Source organism: Plantactinospora sonchi, assembly GCF_036422035.1.
Lineage (GTDB): Bacteria > Actinomycetota > Actinomycetes > Mycobacteriales > Micromonosporaceae > Plantactinospora > Plantactinospora sonchi.
Genome location: NZ_JAZGQK010000041.1, coordinates 37,621 through 56,629, shown reverse-complemented (window position 1 = coordinate 56,629; position 19,009 = coordinate 37,621). Strand labels below are relative to the sequence as shown.

Sequence of the window (19,009 nt, the reverse complement as noted above, 5' to 3'; positions counted from 1 at the left end):
ACTCAAACCGCCCTAGCGGAACAGACGTCGCGCTGCGGTCCGAATGGCCGCATCCATCGTGCCGAAAGCCAGCGGAGGCGGCGTCAGCAGCGGAAACCAGGTCGCCTCGGTGGCCTCGTCCCGGTTGAGGTCGATCACCTGATCACCCAACGTGGCCAGGAAGAAGACATCGAGTACGGGAAGCTCTTCGCCCTGGTACTCGTAACTGCCGACGTACATGCCGAGGTAATCACCGAGCGTCAGATCGACGCCCAGCTCTTCACGGGCCTCCCGGACCGCCGCGTCGGCCGGGTGCTCCCAGCCGTCGCAGAATCCGCCCGGGGTCTCCCAGCGACCGATCATCGGTGCCGCCGCCCGACGCAGAGCCAGGAAACGGGGGCCGTCGGTCTCCACACCCGATCCGGGAGTCACGGCCTCCTGCGGCACATCGACCCCCGCCGGACGCCGTACCACGGCCCCCGAGTCTCGATCCGGTACGGCCAGCGGCCGGTCGAGAATGACAAGTCCGGCGGTGGGCCGGGCGTTGACGAAGAGCTGGTAGCCGCATCCGGTGCAGGCGGTCGGGGCGGGACCGGGCAGCGCGGCGGCACACCGGGGGCAGAACGCGGCGCTGGGCCCGTACCCCCGGGGGGTCACTTCTTGCCGCCCGCCTTGCCGCCGCCGTCGCCGGAGTCACCGGTGGAGAGCGCGGCGATGAAGGCCTCCTGCGGGACCTCGACGCGGCCCACCATCTTCATCCGCTTCTTGCCTTCCTTCTGCTTCTCCAGCAGCTTGCGCTTCCGGGTGATGTCGCCGCCGTAGCACTTCGCGAGCACGTCCTTGCGGATCGCCCGGATGGTCTCCCGGGCGATCACCCGGTTGCCGATCGCCGCCTGGATCGGCACCTCGAACTGCTGCCGGGGGATCAGCTTCTGCAGCTTCGCCGCGATAGTGACGCCGTAGTTGTACGCCTTGTCCTTGTGCACGATGGCGCTGAACGCGTCGACCGGCTCCCCGTTGAGCAGGATGTCCACCTTGACCAGGTCGGACTGCTGCTCGCCGGAGGGCTCGTAGTCGAGCGAGGCGTAACCCTTGGTACGGCTCTTGAGCTGGTCGAAGAAGTCGAAAATGATCTCGGCGAGGGGCAGCGTGTAGCGCAGCTCGACCCGGTCGGCGGAGAGGTAGTCCATGCCCTTCAGCGACCCGCGCCGCCCCTGGCACAGCTCCATCACCGCGCCGACGTAGTCGTTCGGGGTCAGCACGGTGGCCCGGACCACCGGCTCGAACACCTCGGCCACCTTGCCGGTCGGGTACTCGCTCGGGTTGGTCACCGTCACCTCGGTGCCGTCCTCCAGGCGTACCTGGTAGACCACGTTCGGGGCGGTCGAGATCAGGTCGAGCCCGAACTCGCGCTCCAACCGCTCCCCGATGATCTCCAGGTGGAGCAGACCCAGGAAGCCGCAGCGGAAACCGAACCCGAGGGCGGCCGACGTCTCCGGCTCGTAGCTCAGCGCGGCGTCGTTCAGCTTGAGTTTGTCGAGCGCGTCCCGCAGCGCGGGGTAGTCCGAGCCGTCGATCGGATAGAGCCCGGAGTAGACCATCGGCTTCGGGTCCTTGTAACCGCCGAGTGCCTCGGACGCCGGCCGGGCGTTGATGGTGACGGTGTCACCCACCCGGGACTGCCGGACGTCCTTCACCCCGGTGATCAGATAGCCCACCTCGCCGACCCCGAGCGCGCCGGCCTTCACCATCTCCGGCGAGATCACACCGATTTCGAGCAGCTCGTGCACCGCGCCGGTGGACATCATCTTGATCTTGTCGCGGGCCTCGATCCGGCCGTCGATCACCCGGACGTACGTCACCACGCCCCGGTACACGTCGTAGACCGAGTCGAAGATCATCGCCCGGGCCGGTGCGTCGGCCTCCCCGACCGGCGGGGTGAACTGTCGGACGATCTCGTCGAGCAGGTGCGACACGCCCTCGCCGGTCTTGCCGGAGACCCGGATGCAGTCCGCCGGGTCGCCACCGATCAGGTGCGCCAGCTCCTCGGCGTACTTGTCGGGCTGGGCGGCCGGCAGGTCGATCTTGTTGAGCACCGGGATGATGTGGAGATCGTTCTCCAGCGCCAGATAGAGGTTGGCCAGGGTCTGGGCCTCGATCCCCTGCGCGGCGTCGACCAGCAGGATCGCACCCTCGCAGGCGGCGAGCGACCGGGACACCTCATAGGTGAAGTCGACGTGCCCCGGGGTGTCGATCATGTTGAGCACGGCCTGCTCGCCCTGCCGGTCGCCCTCGCGGATGGTCCACGGCATGCGGACCGCCTGGCTCTTGATCGTGATGCCGCGTTCCCGCTCGATGTCCATCCGGTCGAGGTACTGGGCGCGCATCTGCCGGGGATCGACCACACCGGTGAGCTGCAACATCCGGTCGGCCAACGTCGACTTGCCGTGGTCGATGTGGGCGATGATGCAGAAGTTCCTGATGCGACCAGGCTCGGTGGCACCAGGGAGGTTCGCGCCGGAGTCGGGCGTCGGTGGCACGGCGATCCGTTCTGCTGGGCTGACAACTGTCGGGCCCTCTATGTTCCCATGCCGCCCCGGAGCGCCCGGTCGAGCCCGTCGGATCTTCCCGACGCCACCCGAACCTGATCTTCGCCCGGAGCGTCGCCGTACCCGCCCGACGCGACGCGGCCGGTGCGGCGAGGGATCCGGGTACGCCGGTCGGACCAGGGCAGACTTGGGAGCATGGCAGTCATCTCGGTGCCCCCGCGACCGTACGACACCACCGCCGTACGACCCGGCTGGGCCGATCTTCCGGCCGAACTCCGGGCCGCGATCAGCGCCCGGCTGGGTTCCCGGGTCAACTGGGCCGGTACGGCCGGTGGCGGTTTCACCCGAGGCTTCGCGGGTGTCCTGCAGACCGTGGCCGGGGACCGGGTCTTCGTCAAGGCCGCCTCCCTGGTCGACCAGCGGCACCTGAGCGACTGGTACGCCCGGGAGGTCGCGGTCACCGCCGCGCTCCCGGCCGGGCTGGCCGTCGCCCGGCCCCGCTGGACGCTCACCGCCGGCGGGTACTACGCGGTCTGCCTGGACGCCATCGAGGGACGGATGCCGGGACTCCCCTGGTCGCGGGCCGATCTGGAGGCGACCCTCGGGGCGTACGCGACGGTTGCCGACGCGCTGCGGGAACCACCGGTCGAACTCGTCGCCCTCGGTACGCCCCGCCTCGCCGACCTGGTCCGCGCCGACCTCGCCTGGTGGGGCGAACTGGCCGCCGGACGCGAGACGCTGCCGAACCCCCCGGCCGTGGCCCGGCACCGGCTGCCCGACCTCGCCGCCCTGGAGGCCCGCCTGCCCGGGTACGCCGAGAGCACGTCGATGATCCACGGCGACCTGCGGGTCGACAACGTGCTGATCGACGCCACCGGTGCCGCCTGGCTCTGCGACTGGACCTGGCTGTGTCTCGGGCCGGCCTGGTTCGATCTGGCCGGCCTGCTGGTCACCGCGTACGCCAGCGGCCTACCCGCCGACGACCTGTTCGCCGCCCACCCCGCGGCCCGGAACGCGCCGGACGACGGCCTGGACGCGGCGCTGGCCGCGCTCGCCGGTTACTGGCTCGTCCGGGCGGCGGCCGGGCCGAGTACCGGTTCCCCGCACATCCGTGGTCATCAGCAGTGGAGCGGCGAGATAGCCTTGTCCTGGCTCGCCGCCCGTCAGGGCTGGCAGTGATCCCCGGGTCCGGCAGCGCCGCTGGGGATGCGTCATTTTGGCCTTGGACGTGAGCACCTGGTAACGTGGGTTTTCGCGCGTGCCGACACGGCCGCATTCGACGTGCGTCGTCGCCCGCGCGCATCAGGCAAACGGAAACCCTAGCTACCAGGCTGAGCTAGCTACCAGGACGAGGCTGTCGCGTGGCGAACATCAAGTCCCAGATCAAGCGCAACCGGCAGAACGAGAAGCGCCGGTTGCGTAACAAGTCGGTCAAGTCGTCGCTGAAGACCGCCATCCGCAAGTTCCACGAGGCGACCGAGAGTGGAGACAGCGCCAAGGCCAGCGAGCTGATGCGGGACGCCTCGCGCAAGCTCGACAAGGCGGTCAGCAAGGGCGTGATCCACCAGAACCAGGCGGCGAACCGCAAGTCGGCGATCGCCAAGCGCCTGCAGTCGCTCTCCGCCTGACGCGCTCCGCAGATATCTGACGGTGGCCCCGAGCCGGTCGGCTCGGGGCCACCGTGCTGTGCCCGGCGGTGGAACGGGTTGTCCACGGCGACGCCCGGGGCCTGGATGTGGCCCGTGCGCGGCGACGTCCGGGGACACCACGGCCATCCGGCGTGTGGCCGTGTGTACGGCACCAGCCGGGTCGCCACCGGCCCGGATGCGGCGCGTCCAGGCGATGCCGGGGGAGCTACCGGCCCCGGATCGACTGCTCGCGCCTGCCACGGGTCGGCCGACGCACGCGTGGCCGACATTCACTCGTAACGGCGTCGGGCCGACTGACGGGTCCACTGTCGGGCGCTGTCGACCGGATCCAGCCGGACCAACCACCGCCGGGTCGATCGGTCGACCACCCGATCGTTTCGGGGGCGACCACCGGCTGATCCGGATCCGGACACCCCGGTCTGCCGGCTCGGCAACTCCGCGGACCGTGCCCAGGTGGCGAGCGCGTCCCGCCTCATCGGCGCTTCGCCGCCGGCCTGACCGGGGGCGATCCGGTCTGCCACAGGCCCGGTCCGGTCTCCGGTCGGCGGGGCGACCGTCAACGGCGAAAGGCCCGGCACACCGGCCCGGAGGCGCTCCATGACGTCGCGGTCGGGTCGGGGCTCCCAGTCGGGCTCAGATCGGGGCCGGGCGCCGAGTTCCAGCCGGGCCCGGACCATGGAGGTCATGCTCAACGGGCGTCCGGTCGGGACGAGCCGGGCGACCAGGCGACTGCCGACGTCCCGTACGCCGGGGGCGAAGCCGCAGTCGCGGGACGGGCCGGCGATCCGCTCCACGTCCACCGCACGCTCCCTGGCGGCTCGCGCCCCGGGAACTCCCAGCCCGGAGATCGCGAGCGCGCCGGACGCGGCGGCTCCGCCCAGGGCGTCCGTGCCCGGGTCCGGCCCGGAATCCATCAGCGACGGGCCGGGCACGCTGGCACGGCCGATCGCCGGCTGCAGCTCACGGCGGAAGCGCTCGCGCTCCTGTGCGGGGACCCGGGCGGCGGTCCGGGCCACCGCCGCGGCCACGAGATCGTTGGCCTTCACCATCGCCGCCACGGACACCGGCAGCAGGAACACACCCCACCAACTCACCAACTCGGCCAACGCGAGCAGCAGACCGAGCGACACCATGCCCTCGAAGTAGACGAAGCACAGCACCCCACCCGGATCGACGTGACGCAGCCGGAGCAGGCGGGCGTACAGCGGCCGTAACCGCTCCTCCTCCTCGGCCGACAGCGCCATCGCCCAGGTCATCGTTGGCCGCTCACCCCGCGCGCCGTCGCGACGGCGACCACGGCACGTTCCAGGGCGTAGCCCCGGTCCTCGGCGCCGCCCTTGACCGCGGCGTTGCACTCGGCGGCGGCGTACATCGCGTCGGCGATTCCCTCCGGGGTCCAGCCGCGCCCCACCCGCTGGGCCTTCTCGATCTTCCAGGCGGGCATCCCGAGACTGCTCGCCAACTGGTACGGGTTTCCCCGCCCCGCCGAGCTGACCCGGGCCACCGTGCGCACCCCGTCGGCAATCGCGTCGGCGATCGGGACCGGGTCGACCCCGACGTGCAGCGCCCAGCGCAACGCCTCCAACGCACCGGGAACGTCCCCGGCCATCGCGGCGTCGGCCACCGTGAAGCCGCTCACCTCGGCCCGCCCCCGGTAGTACCGGGCGACCGTGTCGACGCCGATCCGCCCGTCGGTGTCGGCAAGCAACTGTGCACAGGCGGACGCGAGTTCCCGCAGGTCGTTGCCGACCGCCGCGATCAGCGCCTCGGCCGCGTCGTCGGTGCACCGACCGCCGCCGCGCCTCACCTCGTCGCGGACGAAGGCGACCCGCTCGCGGTGCCCCTTGAGCTTCGTCGCCGGTACGACCTCCGCGCCCGCCGCCCGCAGGCCGTCGGCGAACGCCTTGCCCTTCGCCCCGCCGGCGTGCGCCACCACCAGGTGCACCTCCGGGTCGGGATGCTTCGCGTACGCCAGCAACTCGGCCACCAGGTCCTTGCGGGCGTCCTGTCCAGCTCGGACGATCAACACCCGCCGGCCGCCGAACAGGGACGGGCCGAGCAGTTCGGCGATCTCTCCCGGGTTCAGCGCCCCCGCCTCGTGGTCGTGTACGTCGACACCGGGATCGGCGGCCCGGGCCGCCTCGACGGCACCGGCGACCGCCCGGGTGACGAGCAGTTCCTCGTCGCCGAGGACCAGGAGAACGGGAGCGAGGTTCGCGGGGGTCACGGGGTCATCGTCGCACGCGGTGCCGGCCGGTCGAGCCTGGTCACCCGGCTACCTACGGCTGACCCCGCACTTAGCGCAAATCCAGACATTTATCTTAACTCAGTCATTTCGTGTACCCTCCGCCGTCCGCTCGTCCCGGCGTACCCCGGGTCACCGCCTGCCGTCCTCGCCCGGGGCCAGTCCGCGTACCGCCACCGCGAGCCGGCCCTCGTCGGTACGCACCACCGCCAGGTCGCCGTCCTGGTCGGTGCGGAGCACGCGTACCCCGGACCGGGCCAGCCGGTCCAGCAGACCGGGGTGGGGGTGGCCGTACCCGTTGTCGGTGCCCACCGGCACCAGCGCCACCACCGGGTCCACCGCGTCCAGGAAGGACCACTCCTGGTACGCCGATCCGTGGTGGGGCACCTTCAGCACGTCGGCGTGCAGCGATCCGGCCGGTACCCGGTCGAGTAGCGCCCGCTGCTCCTCGGTCTCCGCGTCCCCGGTGAGCAGTACGTCGACACCGGCGACCTCGGCACGCAGCACCAGCGAGTTGTTGTTCGGGTCCGAGCGGGTGCCCCGGATCGGATAGGGCGGACCGAGCGCGGTCAGTGTCACGGCGCCGCCCAGGTAGCTCCAGCCGGCCCCGATCTCGCCGACCGCCACGTTCCGCGCGTCGGCCGCACGCTGCACGGCGGCCCGCGCCTCGGCCGGTTCCGGCCACGGCGGAACAGCGACGGCGCCGACCGCCCGGCCCCGGAGGACGCCGTCCAGACCACCCACGTGGTCGGCATGGAAGTGGCTGATCACCAGCAACGGCACCGTCCGGACCCGGAGCCGGCGCAGGCAGCGGTCGACCGGGGTGGGGTCGGGTCCCGCGTCCACCACCACCGCCCGCCCCGGACCGACCGGTAGCACCAGGCTGTCCCCCTGACCGACCGCACACGCGACCACCACCCAGCCGACGGGCGGCCAGCCGGTCGCGATCAGCCGTACCGGCAAGGTCCCGACGACCACGGCGGCGGTGACCACCGCGACGAGCCGGCGGACCAGCGGCCGGCGTACGGCGACCAGCAGGGCGACCGCCAGCGCCGCGAGCAGCAGCCCGCCGACCGCCCCGTCCAGCCAGGGCAGCGTTCCGGCGGGCAGCCGGGCACCGTACCGGGCCACCAGGACCAGCCACCAGGCCGGCCAGTGACCGAGCCAGGCCAGGACCTCGGCGCCCGCCGGCCAGAGCGGGGACAGCACCGCGGCGGTCACGCCAAGCACGGTGGCCGGGGCGACCGCCGGTACCGCCAGGAGATTCGCCGGCACCGCCACCAGGCTGACCGTGCCGGAGAGGCCGGCGATGACCGGGGCGCAGGCGAGCTGGGCGGCGGCCGGGATCGCCAACGCCTCGGCGAGTCCGCCCGGCACGTGCCGGCGGCGCAGGGCGTCCCGCCAGCGCGGGGCGAGCAGCAGCAGACCGCCGGTGGCCAGTACGGAGAGCGCGAACCCGGCGTCACCGGCCAACTCCGGGTCGGCGACGACAAGTACCGTCACCGCTCCCGCCAACGCCGGGAGCGCCGCCCGGGGCCGACCGGCGGCCAGTCCGATCAGGCCGATCGCCCCCATCGTCCCGGCCCGGACCACGCTCGGCGACGGCCGGGCCAGGATGACGAAGCCGACCAGCGCCGCTCCGCAGCACAGGGCGGCGAGCCACGGCCCGGCCCGCGCCCAGCGGGTCAGCAACAGCACGGCGCCGATGACGATCGCCACATTGGATCCCGACACAGCCGTCAAATGCGTCATTCCGGTCGTCTGGAAGTTGTCCTCGACGGCCGGTTCCAGGCGGCTGGTGTCCCCGACGACCAGGCCGGGAAGCAGCCCGCCCGGCTCCGCTGGCAGCGGTGCGCAGGCCCGCTGCAGCCCGGCGCGAAGCGTCCCCGCCAACCGTTGCGCCCAGGACGACCGCCCCCGCAACACCGGTGGGGTCCCCACCGAGAGAACGGCAGCGGTGAGGTCACCGCCGCGCGGCGTGCCGAGGCGGCCGGTGGCGGTCAACCGCTGCCCGGGCAGCAGGTGCCGCCAGTTGGGGTCGCTGGCCAGCACCAGGATCCGTGCCGGCAGGCGCAGCCTGGCTCCCGCCGAATCCTCCAGCCACCGGAGTCGGGCCGAGAGCAGGTACGTCGCCGGCCGACCGGCCGGCCCGGCCACGCTTCGCGGATCGTCCCGGACCACCAGTTCGGCGGTGACCCGGGCCCGTGCCTCGGCCAGTTCGCGGAGCGGTTCGGTGTCCCGTACGCCGAGTCGGGCGGCGGTGGCCACACTGCCGCACAGCACCCCCAACAGCACCGTGACGACAACCCAGCCGTGCCGTTCCAGGACCCGGACCGGCCGGTGGATCAACCGGTGTCCGAGCGCGAGCGTGGCCGCCACGGCGAGCAGCGCGATCAGCACCGTCACGCCGGTCGACAGCCGGAGACCGGCCAACGCGGCGAGCCAGGCACCGACGGCGAGACCGGCCAGGCGGAGATCCGGAGGTTGTCGACTCCCGGCGTCCGGGCCGACGGGATCGCTTGTCACACCGTCACCAGATCCTTCAGGTCCTCGTACCGGGCGTCGCCGATCCCGGTCACCTGACGCAGGTCACCCACCGACCGGAAGCCACCGCTGCGCTCACGGTGGTCGACGATCCGTTGGGCCAGCACCGGCCCCACCCCGGGCAGGGCGTCGAGCTGCGCGACGGTGGCGGTGTTGAGGTTGACCTTCCCGCCACCCGGACCGGCTCCGCTGCCCACGGACGGTCCGTCTCCGGCCTGTCCGGCCGCACCCGGTGGTGGTGTGACACCGACCAGGATCAGTTCGCCGTCGGCCACCTTGCGGGCCAGGTTGAGCAGCGCCACGTCGACCCCGGGCTGCGCCCCGCCCGCGGCGGCGACGGCGTCCGCGACCCGTGCTCCGACGGGCAGGCGGACCAGTCCGGGTCGGCGTACCTTGCCGGCGACCGCGACCACCAGCTCGGCGGGGCTCGCGCCGACACCGCCGGCGTGGGGTGAGCCGGAGGCGAAGGGTGCCGCCTCGGCCGGCACCTCCGGGACCGGCTCGCTGTGCGGACGCGACAACCAGGCCCAGACCGCCGCGCCGAGCACCACCACGGCGGCCAGTACGGCAAGGGCCCGGACGCCGCGCCGGCCCGGGTCGAACGCGCCCGGCCCGGTCAGCCGGCGCGGCGCCGTGCCGTCCGGGCCGGCGTCCTCACCACCGGCGGCCGCGCGGGCCTTTCCATCGGCGGTCACGCCGCCCGGCGGGGGCTGCACGGCGGAGGACCGAGCCGCTTCCGCCCCGGCGGTCGCTTCGGCCGTCGAGGCGTTCTCCCACCCGGAGAACCCAGGCTCCGGCGCGGTGGTCGCCCGCCTTGGGACATCACCCCGCGGGTCGGTGGCCGGCCATGCCGGGCGCACCCCAGGATCGGGGCCGAAGAGCCGGTCCAGGCGCTCCCGCACGATCGTCTCGTCGTCGTCGGACACCGGGCGAAGTTAGCTCCGGCCTCGGCCCTCCGGCCGTCCGATCGTCCGCCGCTGTGGACAACCAGCCACACTGTGGACAACGCCCTGATCATGGACAGATCTGCTATGCGGCGCCAGCCCGCCGGCCGTCCTCGGCAACCGATCCCCGCCCGTCACCGCCGGAGAGCGGTCGCGCGTTCGGATCTCCGGCCGTACCGGTTCATCTCCCGTTCCGGTCCCCGTTATCTCCGACCGATAGGACTTTGCTTCCGTCATCGAGGGCAGCAAACGGGGGCCACACATGGATCTGGTACTGGCGTGGTTCGCCAACCGCACGCTCTCCGACGGTGCCCGCCGTACCGCCCGGAGACGGTTCGAGAAGGCGGTCAACGGGCTGGTACCGAAGACCTACCAGCGGTACGAGGCCGGCGGTGACGACTGGGGCGTGACCGTGCTGCACCCCGCCGACCGGGGCGCGTACCGGTGGCCGGCGGTCGCCGTCGAGGGACCGGTCACCGCCGTGTCGCTCGGGCTGCCGGTGGGGCCGGAGCTGGCCGGAGGTCCGGTCGACCTGGCCCGGGACCTGCTCACCGGCGCTGACGTGCACCGGGAGGTCGTGCCGCCGTTCGGCCTGCTCGCCCTGGACAGCACGGGTCGGTTCGCCGTCCAGCAGGACTGGCTCGGCATGTGCCGGCTCTTCGTCGGCGAGGCCGACGGTGTCACCGCCCTGGCCAACCGTCCCAGCCCGCTGGCCAGCTTTCTGACCGGCAGGGTCACGCCGGACCTCGACGGATGGACGTCGTACGCCCTCTGTGGACACTTCGGGGGCGAGCTGTCGCCGATCCACGGCACCCGGCTGCTGCGCCCCGGCGAGCGGATCACCGGCGAACGTCGCGGCGGCGGTGGCTGGACGGTGACCTCGCAACGCCGGTACGCGGCCGACGACATCGTGCTGGCCGGTATCGAGGCCCGGGGACGCCCGCTGGAGGAGTCGCTGGACCGGGCCGCCCACGCGCTCACCACCAGCACCGACAGCTTCTACCGGCTGTACGACGGCGAGATGACCATGGGTCTCTCCGGCGGCAAGGACTCCCGACTCATCGCCGCCGCGGTCATCGCCAGCGGTCGGCTGCCCCGGTTCTACACCCACGAGGACACCAGGGCCGAGGGTGAGGTCGCCCGGCGCCTCGTCCAACTGCTCCAGGACAAGCGCGGCCTGCGGCCGGAGCACGAACTGGGGCTCGCCGGCGCCCCCGCCGCCGTCCTCGACGTGGGCCTGCGCGAGCGCATCCGCCGGCTGCAACGGCAGTACGACTACCAGTACCCCTCGTCGTACGCCGTCCGGCCGGCCGTGCCGGTGCGGCTGCCGGAGTCCCTCCCTCCGGCCACCCTCAGCGGTGCGGCCGGGGAACTCGCCATCGACTTCTGGTATCCGAAGGAGGGGGCCGACGGTCGGTCGACCCCGGCGGAGGCGGCCGCGGCGCGGGTGATGGGTGCGCTGCCGGTCACGTTCGTCGCCCCGGACGCCGTCGCCCGGGAGCAGGCCCGGGTCGCCGACCTGCTGGCCCACGCCGACGACCTCGGCATCCAGGGCCTGGCGCTGGCCGACTACCTCTACCTGACCGAGCGGATGCGCCGGTGGAGCAGTGCGGCGTACACGGTGGGGCTGATCGCGCCGTGCCTCTCCCCCGCGTTCGTCGCCGCCTCGTTCACCCTCACCCTCGAGCAGAAGCGCGACCGGACCATGCACCGGCGGCTGACCGGCCGGCTGGTTCCGGAGTGGGCCGAGGTGCCGTACGTCAGCGCCTCGACCGGGCCGTCCACCGCGACCCGGATCTGGGACGGTGACGGGATACCCGCCATCTGCGACCTGCTGGACACCGCGCAGGGCCCGATCAGCCAACTGATCCAGCGGCCGCGGGTGGTACGCACGCTCGCCCGGCACGTCCAGGGCACCGGGCCGGCCAACCACAAGCTCCTGCAGCACTTCGCCTACCTCGCGGTCGCCTCGCACCAACTGGAACCCGGGACGGCCCGCAGGTCCTCCTCGGTCACGTACGCCCGGATCACCGGCACCCCGGTGCCCCGGCCGCCGCACCGCCGCGCCCTGTCCCGGCTGGCCCGGGTGAGCGGGGTCCGGGCCGGGCGCCGGATCTGGACCGGTATCCGCCGTCGCGCGGCCGACGATCAGCGATGAACAGGCCCGGGTCGACGCGACCTCGGCAGGTCGTGTCGGCCCGGGCCGGCCGTGCCCGGCTCAGTACGGGTTGCTGGCGTGGGTCAGCGTCTCCCACGCGACGAAGAGGTAGTTCGTGCCGGCCGGACGCTGCTGCTCGGTGAGCTGCTGGGTACGGGTCATCGGCACGCCGCGCCGGAAGTTCAGCGCGTTGAACGCGACCTCGGTGACCGGGCCGAGGCCGAGGGTCAGCGAGCCGCCGCAGATCGAGGACGGCACCGGGTCACCCAACTCGTAGCGGGCGTGCAGGCCGAGCGCGTGCCGGAGCCGGTCCTGGATCTCGGGATAGATGTCCTGGCCCTGGTGCCGGAGCGTCTCCGCGACGTGGGAGATCGCCGAGATGCCGTACCCGGTGTGGGTGAAGTCCCGGCAGGTCTCCTGGGACAGGCCGTCGACGAACGTCGCCTGGTCGTGCCAGTACGACACCACCTCGGCCCGGGTGTCGATGTGGCTGCCGACCGGTCCCCGGGGGTAGGCGCCGTCGGTGGTCAGGTAGAGGAAGGCGGGCAGCCGGTCGCGGAACTTGGCGAGCGCCCGGTCGTAGACACCCCGGTCCTCCAGGAAGACCGAGATGCCGAGGGCGGCCTCCATCATGCTCAGTTCCCAGTTGCCGTTGCTCGTCATGTTGCCGTTGACGATCTCCGGCAGGTAGACGTTGCGGAGCATGGTGGCGAACCGGTTGACGCCGGTCGAGGACCAGCCGCCGTACGTGTAACGGATGATCTCCGCAGCCCGGGGCCAGCTCGATCCGGCCCAGGCGGTCTGCAGCGGAGCGTTGCTGTTGGTGTGGTCCTGGATCACCGCCGACCAGGCGTCCATGATCTGGATGGCCTTCTCGGCGTACCGGCTGTCCTGGGTGATGTACCAGGCCAGCGCGAGGGTGTACGCGGCGAGCGCGTCCTGCCGTTCGTCGGTGCAGCCGTTGTTGGGGTTCGAGTACGACCCGCACTCGACGACCGCCCGCGGCTTCGGGGTACGCGACAGCGAGGCGAAGTTGCTCGCCATCATCTGGTCGTAGGCGCCGCGCCAGGGTTGTGCGCCGGCGTTGACCCGGGACCGGATGAAGTCGAGTTGCGGGCGGCTGACCAGCACCCCGGGGTGGGTGAAGGTGGCCGGCGCGGCCTGGGCCGGCGACGAGGTGCCGGGAGCGGCGTACGGGACCACCACCGCCGTCGCGGCCAGCAGTGCGCCGAGGGCGATCAGGCGGGGGATCCTGCCCCGGAGACGTGACCTGGACACAGCACTTCCTCCTGCTCGGAACACGGAGGCGCCGCCGACCGGGCGACGACTCTTAGGAAGGTTTCTTATCCAATGCGATCACGCGAATCGACCACAGTCAACCCGTTGCGGGGCCAGGTGTTAGGAAGGGGCCCTTCCTATACAAAAAGCGATAACAGGGGGCCCTTCCTTACACCCGGTGCACCACGACACAGGCCAGGCCCGGCCCGACGTGCGCGCCGACCACCGCGCCCGCCTCGGTCACGTACCGGGTGCGCAGCCGGGGGCCGAGCCGGGAGGCGAGCGCCTCGGCGAGTTCGGCGGCCCGCCCCGGGGCGGCGAGATGGTGGACGGCGACGTCGACATCACCCGGCCCGGCCTCCTCGACGGCCAGGTCGACCAGCCGGGCCAGCCCCCGCCCGGCGGTACGGACCCGGTCCCGCAGCGCGATCGTGCCGTTGACGACGTGCAGGATCGGCTTGACCGACAACGCCGTGCCGAGCAGCGCCCCGGCGGCGTTGATCCGGCCACCGCGCCGGAGGAGTTCCAGGGTGTCGAGATAGAAGAGGGTGCTGGTCCGGTCGATGGTGTCGAGCGCGGCCTGCCGTACCTCCGCCAGCGGCGCGCCCCGGTCGGCGGTCTCGCCGGCGGCGACGGCCGGAAAACCCAGGCCCATCCCGGTCGATCGGGCGTCGACCACGGCGACCCGGTCACCGACCTCGGCGGCGGCGAGCCGGGCCGCCTCGACCGTGCCGGAGAGTTCCGCCGACAGGTGTACCGAGACCACGCCGGTGGCCCCGTCCCCGAGCAGTCGGCGGTACGTCCGGACGAACTGTTCCGGGGCCGGACGGGAGGTGGTCATCGTGCTCCGCCGCGCACTCAACGCCCGGGCGGCGTCGGCCGGGGTGACGTCGACGCCCTCCAGCCCGGCCACCCCGTCCGCGACGACGGTGAGCGGCACGACGGTGAGCCGGTACCGGTCGGCGAGTTCCGGCGGGAGGTAGGCGGTGGAGTCGGTGACAACCGCGACGGGCATTCCGGCACGGTAGCCGATCATCCGGGGAAAGAGAGAGTGCGTGGCCGCCGGGTCTGACCGGACGGGGCGCGACTCGGCGTCCGTCCGGCGAGGCCGACCACCAACGAGGCCGACCGCTGACGGGGCGTCGACCCGACGCCCGTCGACGGGGCCGACCGCCGGCGGGACGTGACCCGACGCCCGTCGGCGGGGCCCGACGCGGAGCGCGGCCGGGCGGGGGTCAGATGGCGGCCGGTGTCGGTCCCTGGGCGATCAGCCCGACGTTGTGGCCGCGCAGCTGCCAACCGCGGACCTCGTCGTGCCGGAGTTCGGTCCAGTGGCAGTTGTTCAGCGAGCCGACGGCGCGGAGCACCAGGGAGTCCCAGCCGAGCAGGTAACCGCAGCCCTGCCGGGCACCGCCGCCGTGCGTGGCAACCACGACGGTGCCGCCCGGTGTCGCGTCGGCCGCGTCCTGCAACGCGGTGCCGACCCGCTTGCCGAGCTCGTCGAGGCTCTCCACCTCGCAGCCGGGATCCGGCTCGCCGGCGCGCCAGCGGGTGTGCTCGACGGGGAACCGTTGGGCGACCTCGGTCATGGTGAGCCCCTGCCACTGCCCGTAGAACCGTTCCCGCAGCCGGGGGTCGGTCCGGACCGGCAGGCCGGTCACCGCGACCAGGGCGGCGGCGGTGTCGGCGGCCCGGCTCAGGTCGCTGGCGACGATGGCGTCGGGCCGGAGCGCGGCCAGCAGCGGTGCGGCGGCGGCGGCCTGTTCCCGGCCGAGGTCGTTGAGCGGTACGTCGAGCTGTCCCTGCACCCGGTTGACGGCGTTCCAGTCGGTGTTGCCGTGCCGCCAGACGATCAGCCGGGTCATTCGGCGGCGCCCGCCTCGGCCTCCACCAGGTCCCGGTCCACGAACGGGACGGTCGGGCAGTCCTTCCAGAGCCGGTCGAGAGCGTAGAACTCGCGCTCCTCGGTGTGCTGGACGTGCACCACCAGGTCGACGTAGTCGAGCAGCACCCAGCGGCCCGCCCGTTCGCCCTCCCGTCGCACCGGCTTGGCCTTCTCCGGCAGGCCGGCCAGCCGTTCCTCGATCGCGTCCACGATCGCGGTCACCTGGCGCTCGTTGGGCGCGGAGGCGAGCAGGAACGCGTCGGTGATCACCAGCTGGTCCGACACGTCGATGATGACGATGTCCTGCGCCTTCTTGTCGGCGGCGGCCTGCGCGGCGGCCGTTGCCAGCTCATGGGCGCGTTCGGAAGCTGTCACCATTCTCCTTCGATCAACCGTAGGGCCCTTCTAGCCTCTCACACGAGGGCGTCGTACGGCCCGGCGGTTATCAGAACGACAAGGCACGTACCGGGCGAAATCACCCCTGGTACAGCCGTCGTTTCGCGATGTACTGCACCACACCGTCCGGCAGCAGGTACCAGACCGGGCCACCGGCGGCCACCCGGCGGCGGCAGTCGGTCGAGGAGATGGCCATCGCCGGGACCTCCACCAGACTCACCGTGTCGGCCGGCAGGTGCGCGTCGGACAGTTCGAAGCCGGGACGGGTCACCCCGATGAAGTGCGCCAGCTCGAACATCTGGTCGAGATCCTTCCAGGAGAGGATCTTCTCCAGCGCGTCGGCTCCGGTGATGAAGAACAGCTGCACCTTCGGGCCGTACTGGTCGTGCAGGTCACGCAGAGTGTCGACGGTGTAGGTCGGCCCGCCCCGGTCGATGTCGACCCGGCTGACCTGGAACCGCGGGTTCGAGGCGGTGGCGATCACGGTCATCAGGTAGCGGTCCTCGGCCGGGCTGACCGGCTCGTCCGCCTTCTGCCAGGGCTGCCCGGTGGGTACGAACAGCACCTCGTCCAACTCGAACCGGTCGGCCACCTCGTTCGCGGCGACCAGGTGCCCGTGATGGATCGGGTCGAACGTGCCCCCCATGATCCCTATCCGTCGGATCTTCTCCTCCACGTGGTGATCGTAGGCCGGCCGCCCCGCCGGACGGCCCCGGCATGGGACAGATCGCAGTGCCGGGGCGACCGGCGGCAGGCGGGGCGGTTCGGCGGGACGGCGGTTCGGCGGGACGGCTCAGCGGGTGCGGGCGAGCAGGGCCCGGCGCAGGTCGTCGTCGGCGTCGGTGATCACCCGACGCAGCCCGCGCGGCAGGTCAGGCCGGGCCAGCAGCGCCGCCGCCAGCTCCCGGGTCCGCGTCGAGACGGCGTAGCGCGGATAGCCGGCGGCCGCGACCCGGTCGGCCACCCACTGGGTACGCCGACCGGCCGCCTCGCCGATCTCGGCGAAGTACCGCTCCACGTAGGACGCGGTCAGCTCGGTCTGCTCGGGTTGCCAGAAACCCGTCGCGTTGGCCAGCACCAGCCGGTTGGAGAGGTCGGTGTCCGCCATGACGACCTGCCAGGCCCGTTGCTTGGCGCCCCGGTCCGGTCGCGCCGCCCGGCACTCCGCCGCCCGCTCCGCCCCGGTGGCGCTGGGGTCGGCGACCTGCTCGGCGGCGATCTCCGACTCCCCCACCGCACCGAGTACGGCGAGCCGGCGCAACACCGTCCAGCGCAGGTCGGTGTCGACGGCGAGCCCGGCAGGTACGTCCCCACCGGCGAGCCAGCCGGTGAGCCGGCCGACGTCCCGGGTCGATGCGATCAGTCCCCGGGCGGCGGTGAGCTGCATGGAGTCGCCGGCCTTCGCCTCGGTCAGCAACCTGTCGCAGGCCGCCGCCACCCCGGCCAGCGCCGCCTCCCGCGCGTCCGGGTCCAGGTAGCGGTCGATCAGTGGCCGCACCATGGTCAACACGTCCTGAACGACGATGACCTCGGTCTCGGCCGGCAGGGCCGAGGTGATCATCTCCACCAGGTCGGTGACAGGTCGGTCCGCGTCGGTGGCCGCGTCGATCATCCCGCCCCAGAGCACCGCCCGGGCCAGCGGGTCGGCCAGTCCGGGCAGCACCTCCGGCACGGCGGCGGCGGAGGCCGGATCAAGACGGATCTTGGCGAAGGTCAGGTCGCCGTCGTTCGGCAGCAGCACCCGGGCCGCCGGTTCGCCGGCCAGCCCGGCGAGCACCGTACGGCCCTGGTCGTGCGCCGGGTCGAGATCCACCTCGAACCGGCGGCGCAGCCGGACGTCCGGGTCGGCTGTCCCCCCAGGCCCGGTCGGTACCGTCCCCGTCGAGGCGGCGTCGTAGAGCCCGACCCCGATCCGGTGCGGACGCAGCACCGGGTACGCCGTCGGCGCGCTCTGCACGATGGCGACCTCGGCGTAGCGCCCGTCCCCGGTCAGCCGTACCTCGGTCCGCAGCGTGTTCACCTGCGGTTGGCGCAGCCACACCTCGGCCCAGCCGCCCAGGTCCCGACCGCTGCTGGCGGAGAGCGCGGCGAGCAGGTCGGCGAGGGTGGCGTTGCCGAACCGGTGGGCGGCGAAGAAGGCCCGCAGCCCGGCCAGGAACGCCTCGTCACCGAGCCAGGCGACGAGCTGGCGGAGCACCGCGGCACCCTTGGCGTACGAGATCCCGTCGAGGTTGGAGAGCCCCTGCGCGGCGTCGGTCACCTCCGGCGGCGCCACCGGATGGGTGGACGGGCGCTGGTCGGCCGTGTATCCCCAGGCCTTGCGGCGCAGCCCGAACGTGGTCCAGGCCCGGTCGAACCGGGTCGCCTCGGCGATCACCCGGGTGCCGAAGTACTCGGCGAACGACTCGTTCAGCCACAGGTCGTCCCACCAGCGCAGGGTGACCAGGTCACCGAACCACATGTGCGCCATCTCGTGCGCCACGACGTTGGCCCGCGACTCGCGCTCGTCGTCGGTGACCGCGGACCGGAAGACCAGGTCGTCGCGGAAGGTCACCAGGCCCGGGTTCTCCATCGCCCCCATGTTGAACTCCGGGACGAATGCCTGGTCGTACTTGCCGAACGGGTAGCGCACCTCGAACAGTTCGTGCAGCCGGTCCAGGCACTGACGGGTGACCGTGAAGATCTCCTCGGCCTCCCGGTCGAGGTGCCCGGCGAGCGACCGGCGGCAGTAGAGGCCCAGCGGGATCCCGTCATGCTCCGCCCGGACCACGTGGTACGGCCCCGCGACGACGGTCACGAAGTACGTGGCCAGCGGCGGGGTCGGCGCGAACTCCCACCGGCCCGGGGCCGGGGTGCCGGCGAGTTCACCGTTACCGGCCACGGTCCACTCCGGCGGCGCGGTGACGGTCAGGGTCACCGGCGCCTTCAGGTCGGGCTGGTCGAAGCAGGCGAAAATCCGCTGCGCGTTGTCCATACCGGACATGGCGTAGAGGTAGCAGGCGCCGTCGGCGGGGTCCACGAACCGGTGCAGCCCCTCCCCGCTGTTCGAGTACGCCATCTCCGCCTCGACGGTGAGCACGTTCTCGGCACCCAGCCCGGTCAGCGGGTACTGGTTGTCCGCCAGCGCCTCCGGGTCCAGGTCGACGCCGTTGAGGCGTACCCGGAGCAGTTGCGCGGGTCGGACCTCGACGAAGGTGGTGGCACCCGGCGTCGTACACCGGAAGTGGACGGTGGTGGTGGACCGGAAGGTCCGCTCGTCGCCGGTCAGGTCCAGGTCGATGGCGTAGGACTCGGCGGCGAGCAGGGCGGCGCGCTCGGCGGCCGCTACCCGGGTCAGGCTCGACATCCGCATATCCTGCACCATGGGATCCCGCAGGCGGCG

15 protein-coding genes are annotated in these 19,009 nt (G+C 72.5%); 3 read left to right on the top strand and 12 right to left on the bottom strand.

The genetic code is table 11. From position 1 onward, the window contains the following. Positions 1 to 12: 12 nt before the first annotated feature. Together V1633_RS34865 and lepA are read right to left on the bottom strand one after the other, a co-directional pair. Positions 13 to 636, bottom strand: a complete 624-nt coding sequence (locus V1633_RS34865; RefSeq protein ID WP_331218333.1) for an NUDIX domain-containing protein — start codon at positions 634 to 636, stop codon at positions 13 to 15. After that, the gene (gene lepA / locus V1633_RS34860; protein ID WP_331218334.1) at positions 633 to 2,519 is read right to left on the bottom strand and encodes a translation elongation factor 4; all 1,887 of its coding nucleotides are present in this window, start codon (positions 2,517 to 2,519) and stop codon (positions 633 to 635) included. Before lepA ends, V1633_RS34865 begins: the two co-directional genes overlap by 4 nt. Before the next feature lie 204 nt (positions 2,520 to 2,723). Between lepA and V1633_RS34855 the strand changes: the two genes are divergently transcribed. Both V1633_RS34855 and rpsT read left to right on the top strand, forming a co-directional pair. Continuing rightward, positions 2,724 to 3,707, top strand: a complete 984-nt coding sequence (locus tag V1633_RS34855; RefSeq protein ID WP_331218335.1) for a phosphotransferase family protein — start codon at positions 2,724 to 2,726, stop codon at positions 3,705 to 3,707. A gap of 182 nt (positions 3,708 to 3,889) precedes the next feature. After that, a complete protein-coding gene (rpsT, locus tag V1633_RS34850) occupies positions 3,890 to 4,156 on the top strand; it encodes a 30S ribosomal protein S20 (RefSeq protein ID WP_331218336.1) in 267 nt (88 codons plus the stop codon). Between the two features lie 290 nt (positions 4,157 to 4,446). Here rpsT and V1633_RS37115 read toward each other — a convergent pair whose 3' ends face one another. From V1633_RS37115 to V1633_RS34830, 4 genes are all read right to left on the bottom strand, one after another. Beyond that, positions 4,447 to 5,433 carry a hypothetical protein gene (locus V1633_RS37115; RefSeq protein ID WP_407952155.1) on the bottom strand — a complete coding sequence of 329 codons (987 nt, stop codon included), beginning with the start codon at positions 5,431 to 5,433 and terminating at the stop codon, positions 4,447 to 4,449. Beyond that, positions 5,430 to 6,404 carry a DNA polymerase III subunit delta gene (gene holA, locus V1633_RS34840; protein WP_331218337.1) on the bottom strand — a complete coding sequence of 325 codons (975 nt, stop codon included), beginning with the start codon at positions 6,402 to 6,404 and terminating at the stop codon, positions 5,430 to 5,432. Before holA ends, V1633_RS37115 begins: the two co-directional genes overlap by 4 nt. A 150-nt stretch (positions 6,405 to 6,554) precedes the next feature. Next, on the bottom strand, positions 6,555 to 8,948 hold the full coding sequence (locus V1633_RS34835; protein ID WP_331218338.1) for a ComEC/Rec2 family competence protein: 2,394 nt from the start codon (positions 8,946 to 8,948) through the stop codon (positions 6,555 to 6,557). Further along, the gene (locus V1633_RS34830; RefSeq protein ID WP_331218339.1) at positions 8,945 to 9,892 is read right to left on the bottom strand and encodes a ComEA family DNA-binding protein; all 948 of its coding nucleotides are present in this window, start codon (positions 9,890 to 9,892) and stop codon (positions 8,945 to 8,947) included. The genes V1633_RS34835 and V1633_RS34830 overlap by 4 nt, the downstream gene beginning before the upstream one ends. Before the next feature lie 280 nt (positions 9,893 to 10,172). Here V1633_RS34830 and V1633_RS34825 point away from each other — a divergent pair, with 280 nt between their 5' ends. After that, the gene (locus V1633_RS34825; RefSeq protein WP_331218340.1) at positions 10,173 to 12,068 is read left to right on the top strand and encodes a hypothetical protein; all 1,896 of its coding nucleotides are present in this window, start codon (positions 10,173 to 10,175) and stop codon (positions 12,066 to 12,068) included. 60 nt (positions 12,069 to 12,128) lie between these two features. Here V1633_RS34825 and V1633_RS34820 read toward each other — a convergent pair whose 3' ends face one another. From V1633_RS34820 to pepN, 6 genes are all read right to left on the bottom strand, one after another. Then, positions 12,129 to 13,346: an alginate lyase family protein gene (locus tag V1633_RS34820; RefSeq protein ID WP_331218341.1), complete on the bottom strand. Its 1,218-nt coding sequence runs from the start codon at positions 13,344 to 13,346 to the stop codon at positions 12,129 to 12,131. Positions 13,347 to 13,515: 169 nt separating this feature from the next. Next, complete coding sequence (locus V1633_RS34815; RefSeq protein ID WP_331218342.1) at positions 13,516 to 14,361, bottom strand: DegV family protein; 846 nt, start codon at positions 14,359 to 14,361, stop codon at positions 13,516 to 13,518. A 220-nt stretch (positions 14,362 to 14,581) separates the two neighbouring features. Further along, positions 14,582 to 15,211: a histidine phosphatase family protein gene (locus V1633_RS34810; RefSeq protein ID WP_331218343.1), complete on the bottom strand. Its 630-nt coding sequence runs from the start codon at positions 15,209 to 15,211 to the stop codon at positions 14,582 to 14,584. Beyond that, a complete protein-coding gene (rsfS, locus tag V1633_RS34805) occupies positions 15,208 to 15,606 on the bottom strand; it encodes a ribosome silencing factor (RefSeq protein ID WP_331218344.1) in 399 nt (132 codons plus the stop codon). Before rsfS ends, V1633_RS34810 begins: the two co-directional genes overlap by 4 nt. A 100-nt stretch (positions 15,607 to 15,706) precedes the next feature. Next, complete coding sequence (nadD, locus tag V1633_RS34800) at positions 15,707 to 16,303, bottom strand: nicotinate-nucleotide adenylyltransferase (protein ID WP_331218345.1); 597 nt, start codon at positions 16,301 to 16,303, stop codon at positions 15,707 to 15,709. A 117-nt stretch (positions 16,304 to 16,420) separates the two neighbouring features. Continuing rightward, the gene (pepN, locus tag V1633_RS34795; RefSeq protein ID WP_331218346.1) at positions 16,421 to 18,973 is read right to left on the bottom strand and encodes an aminopeptidase N; all 2,553 of its coding nucleotides are present in this window, start codon (positions 18,971 to 18,973) and stop codon (positions 16,421 to 16,423) included. Between the last annotated feature and the right edge of the window lie 36 nt (positions 18,974 to 19,009).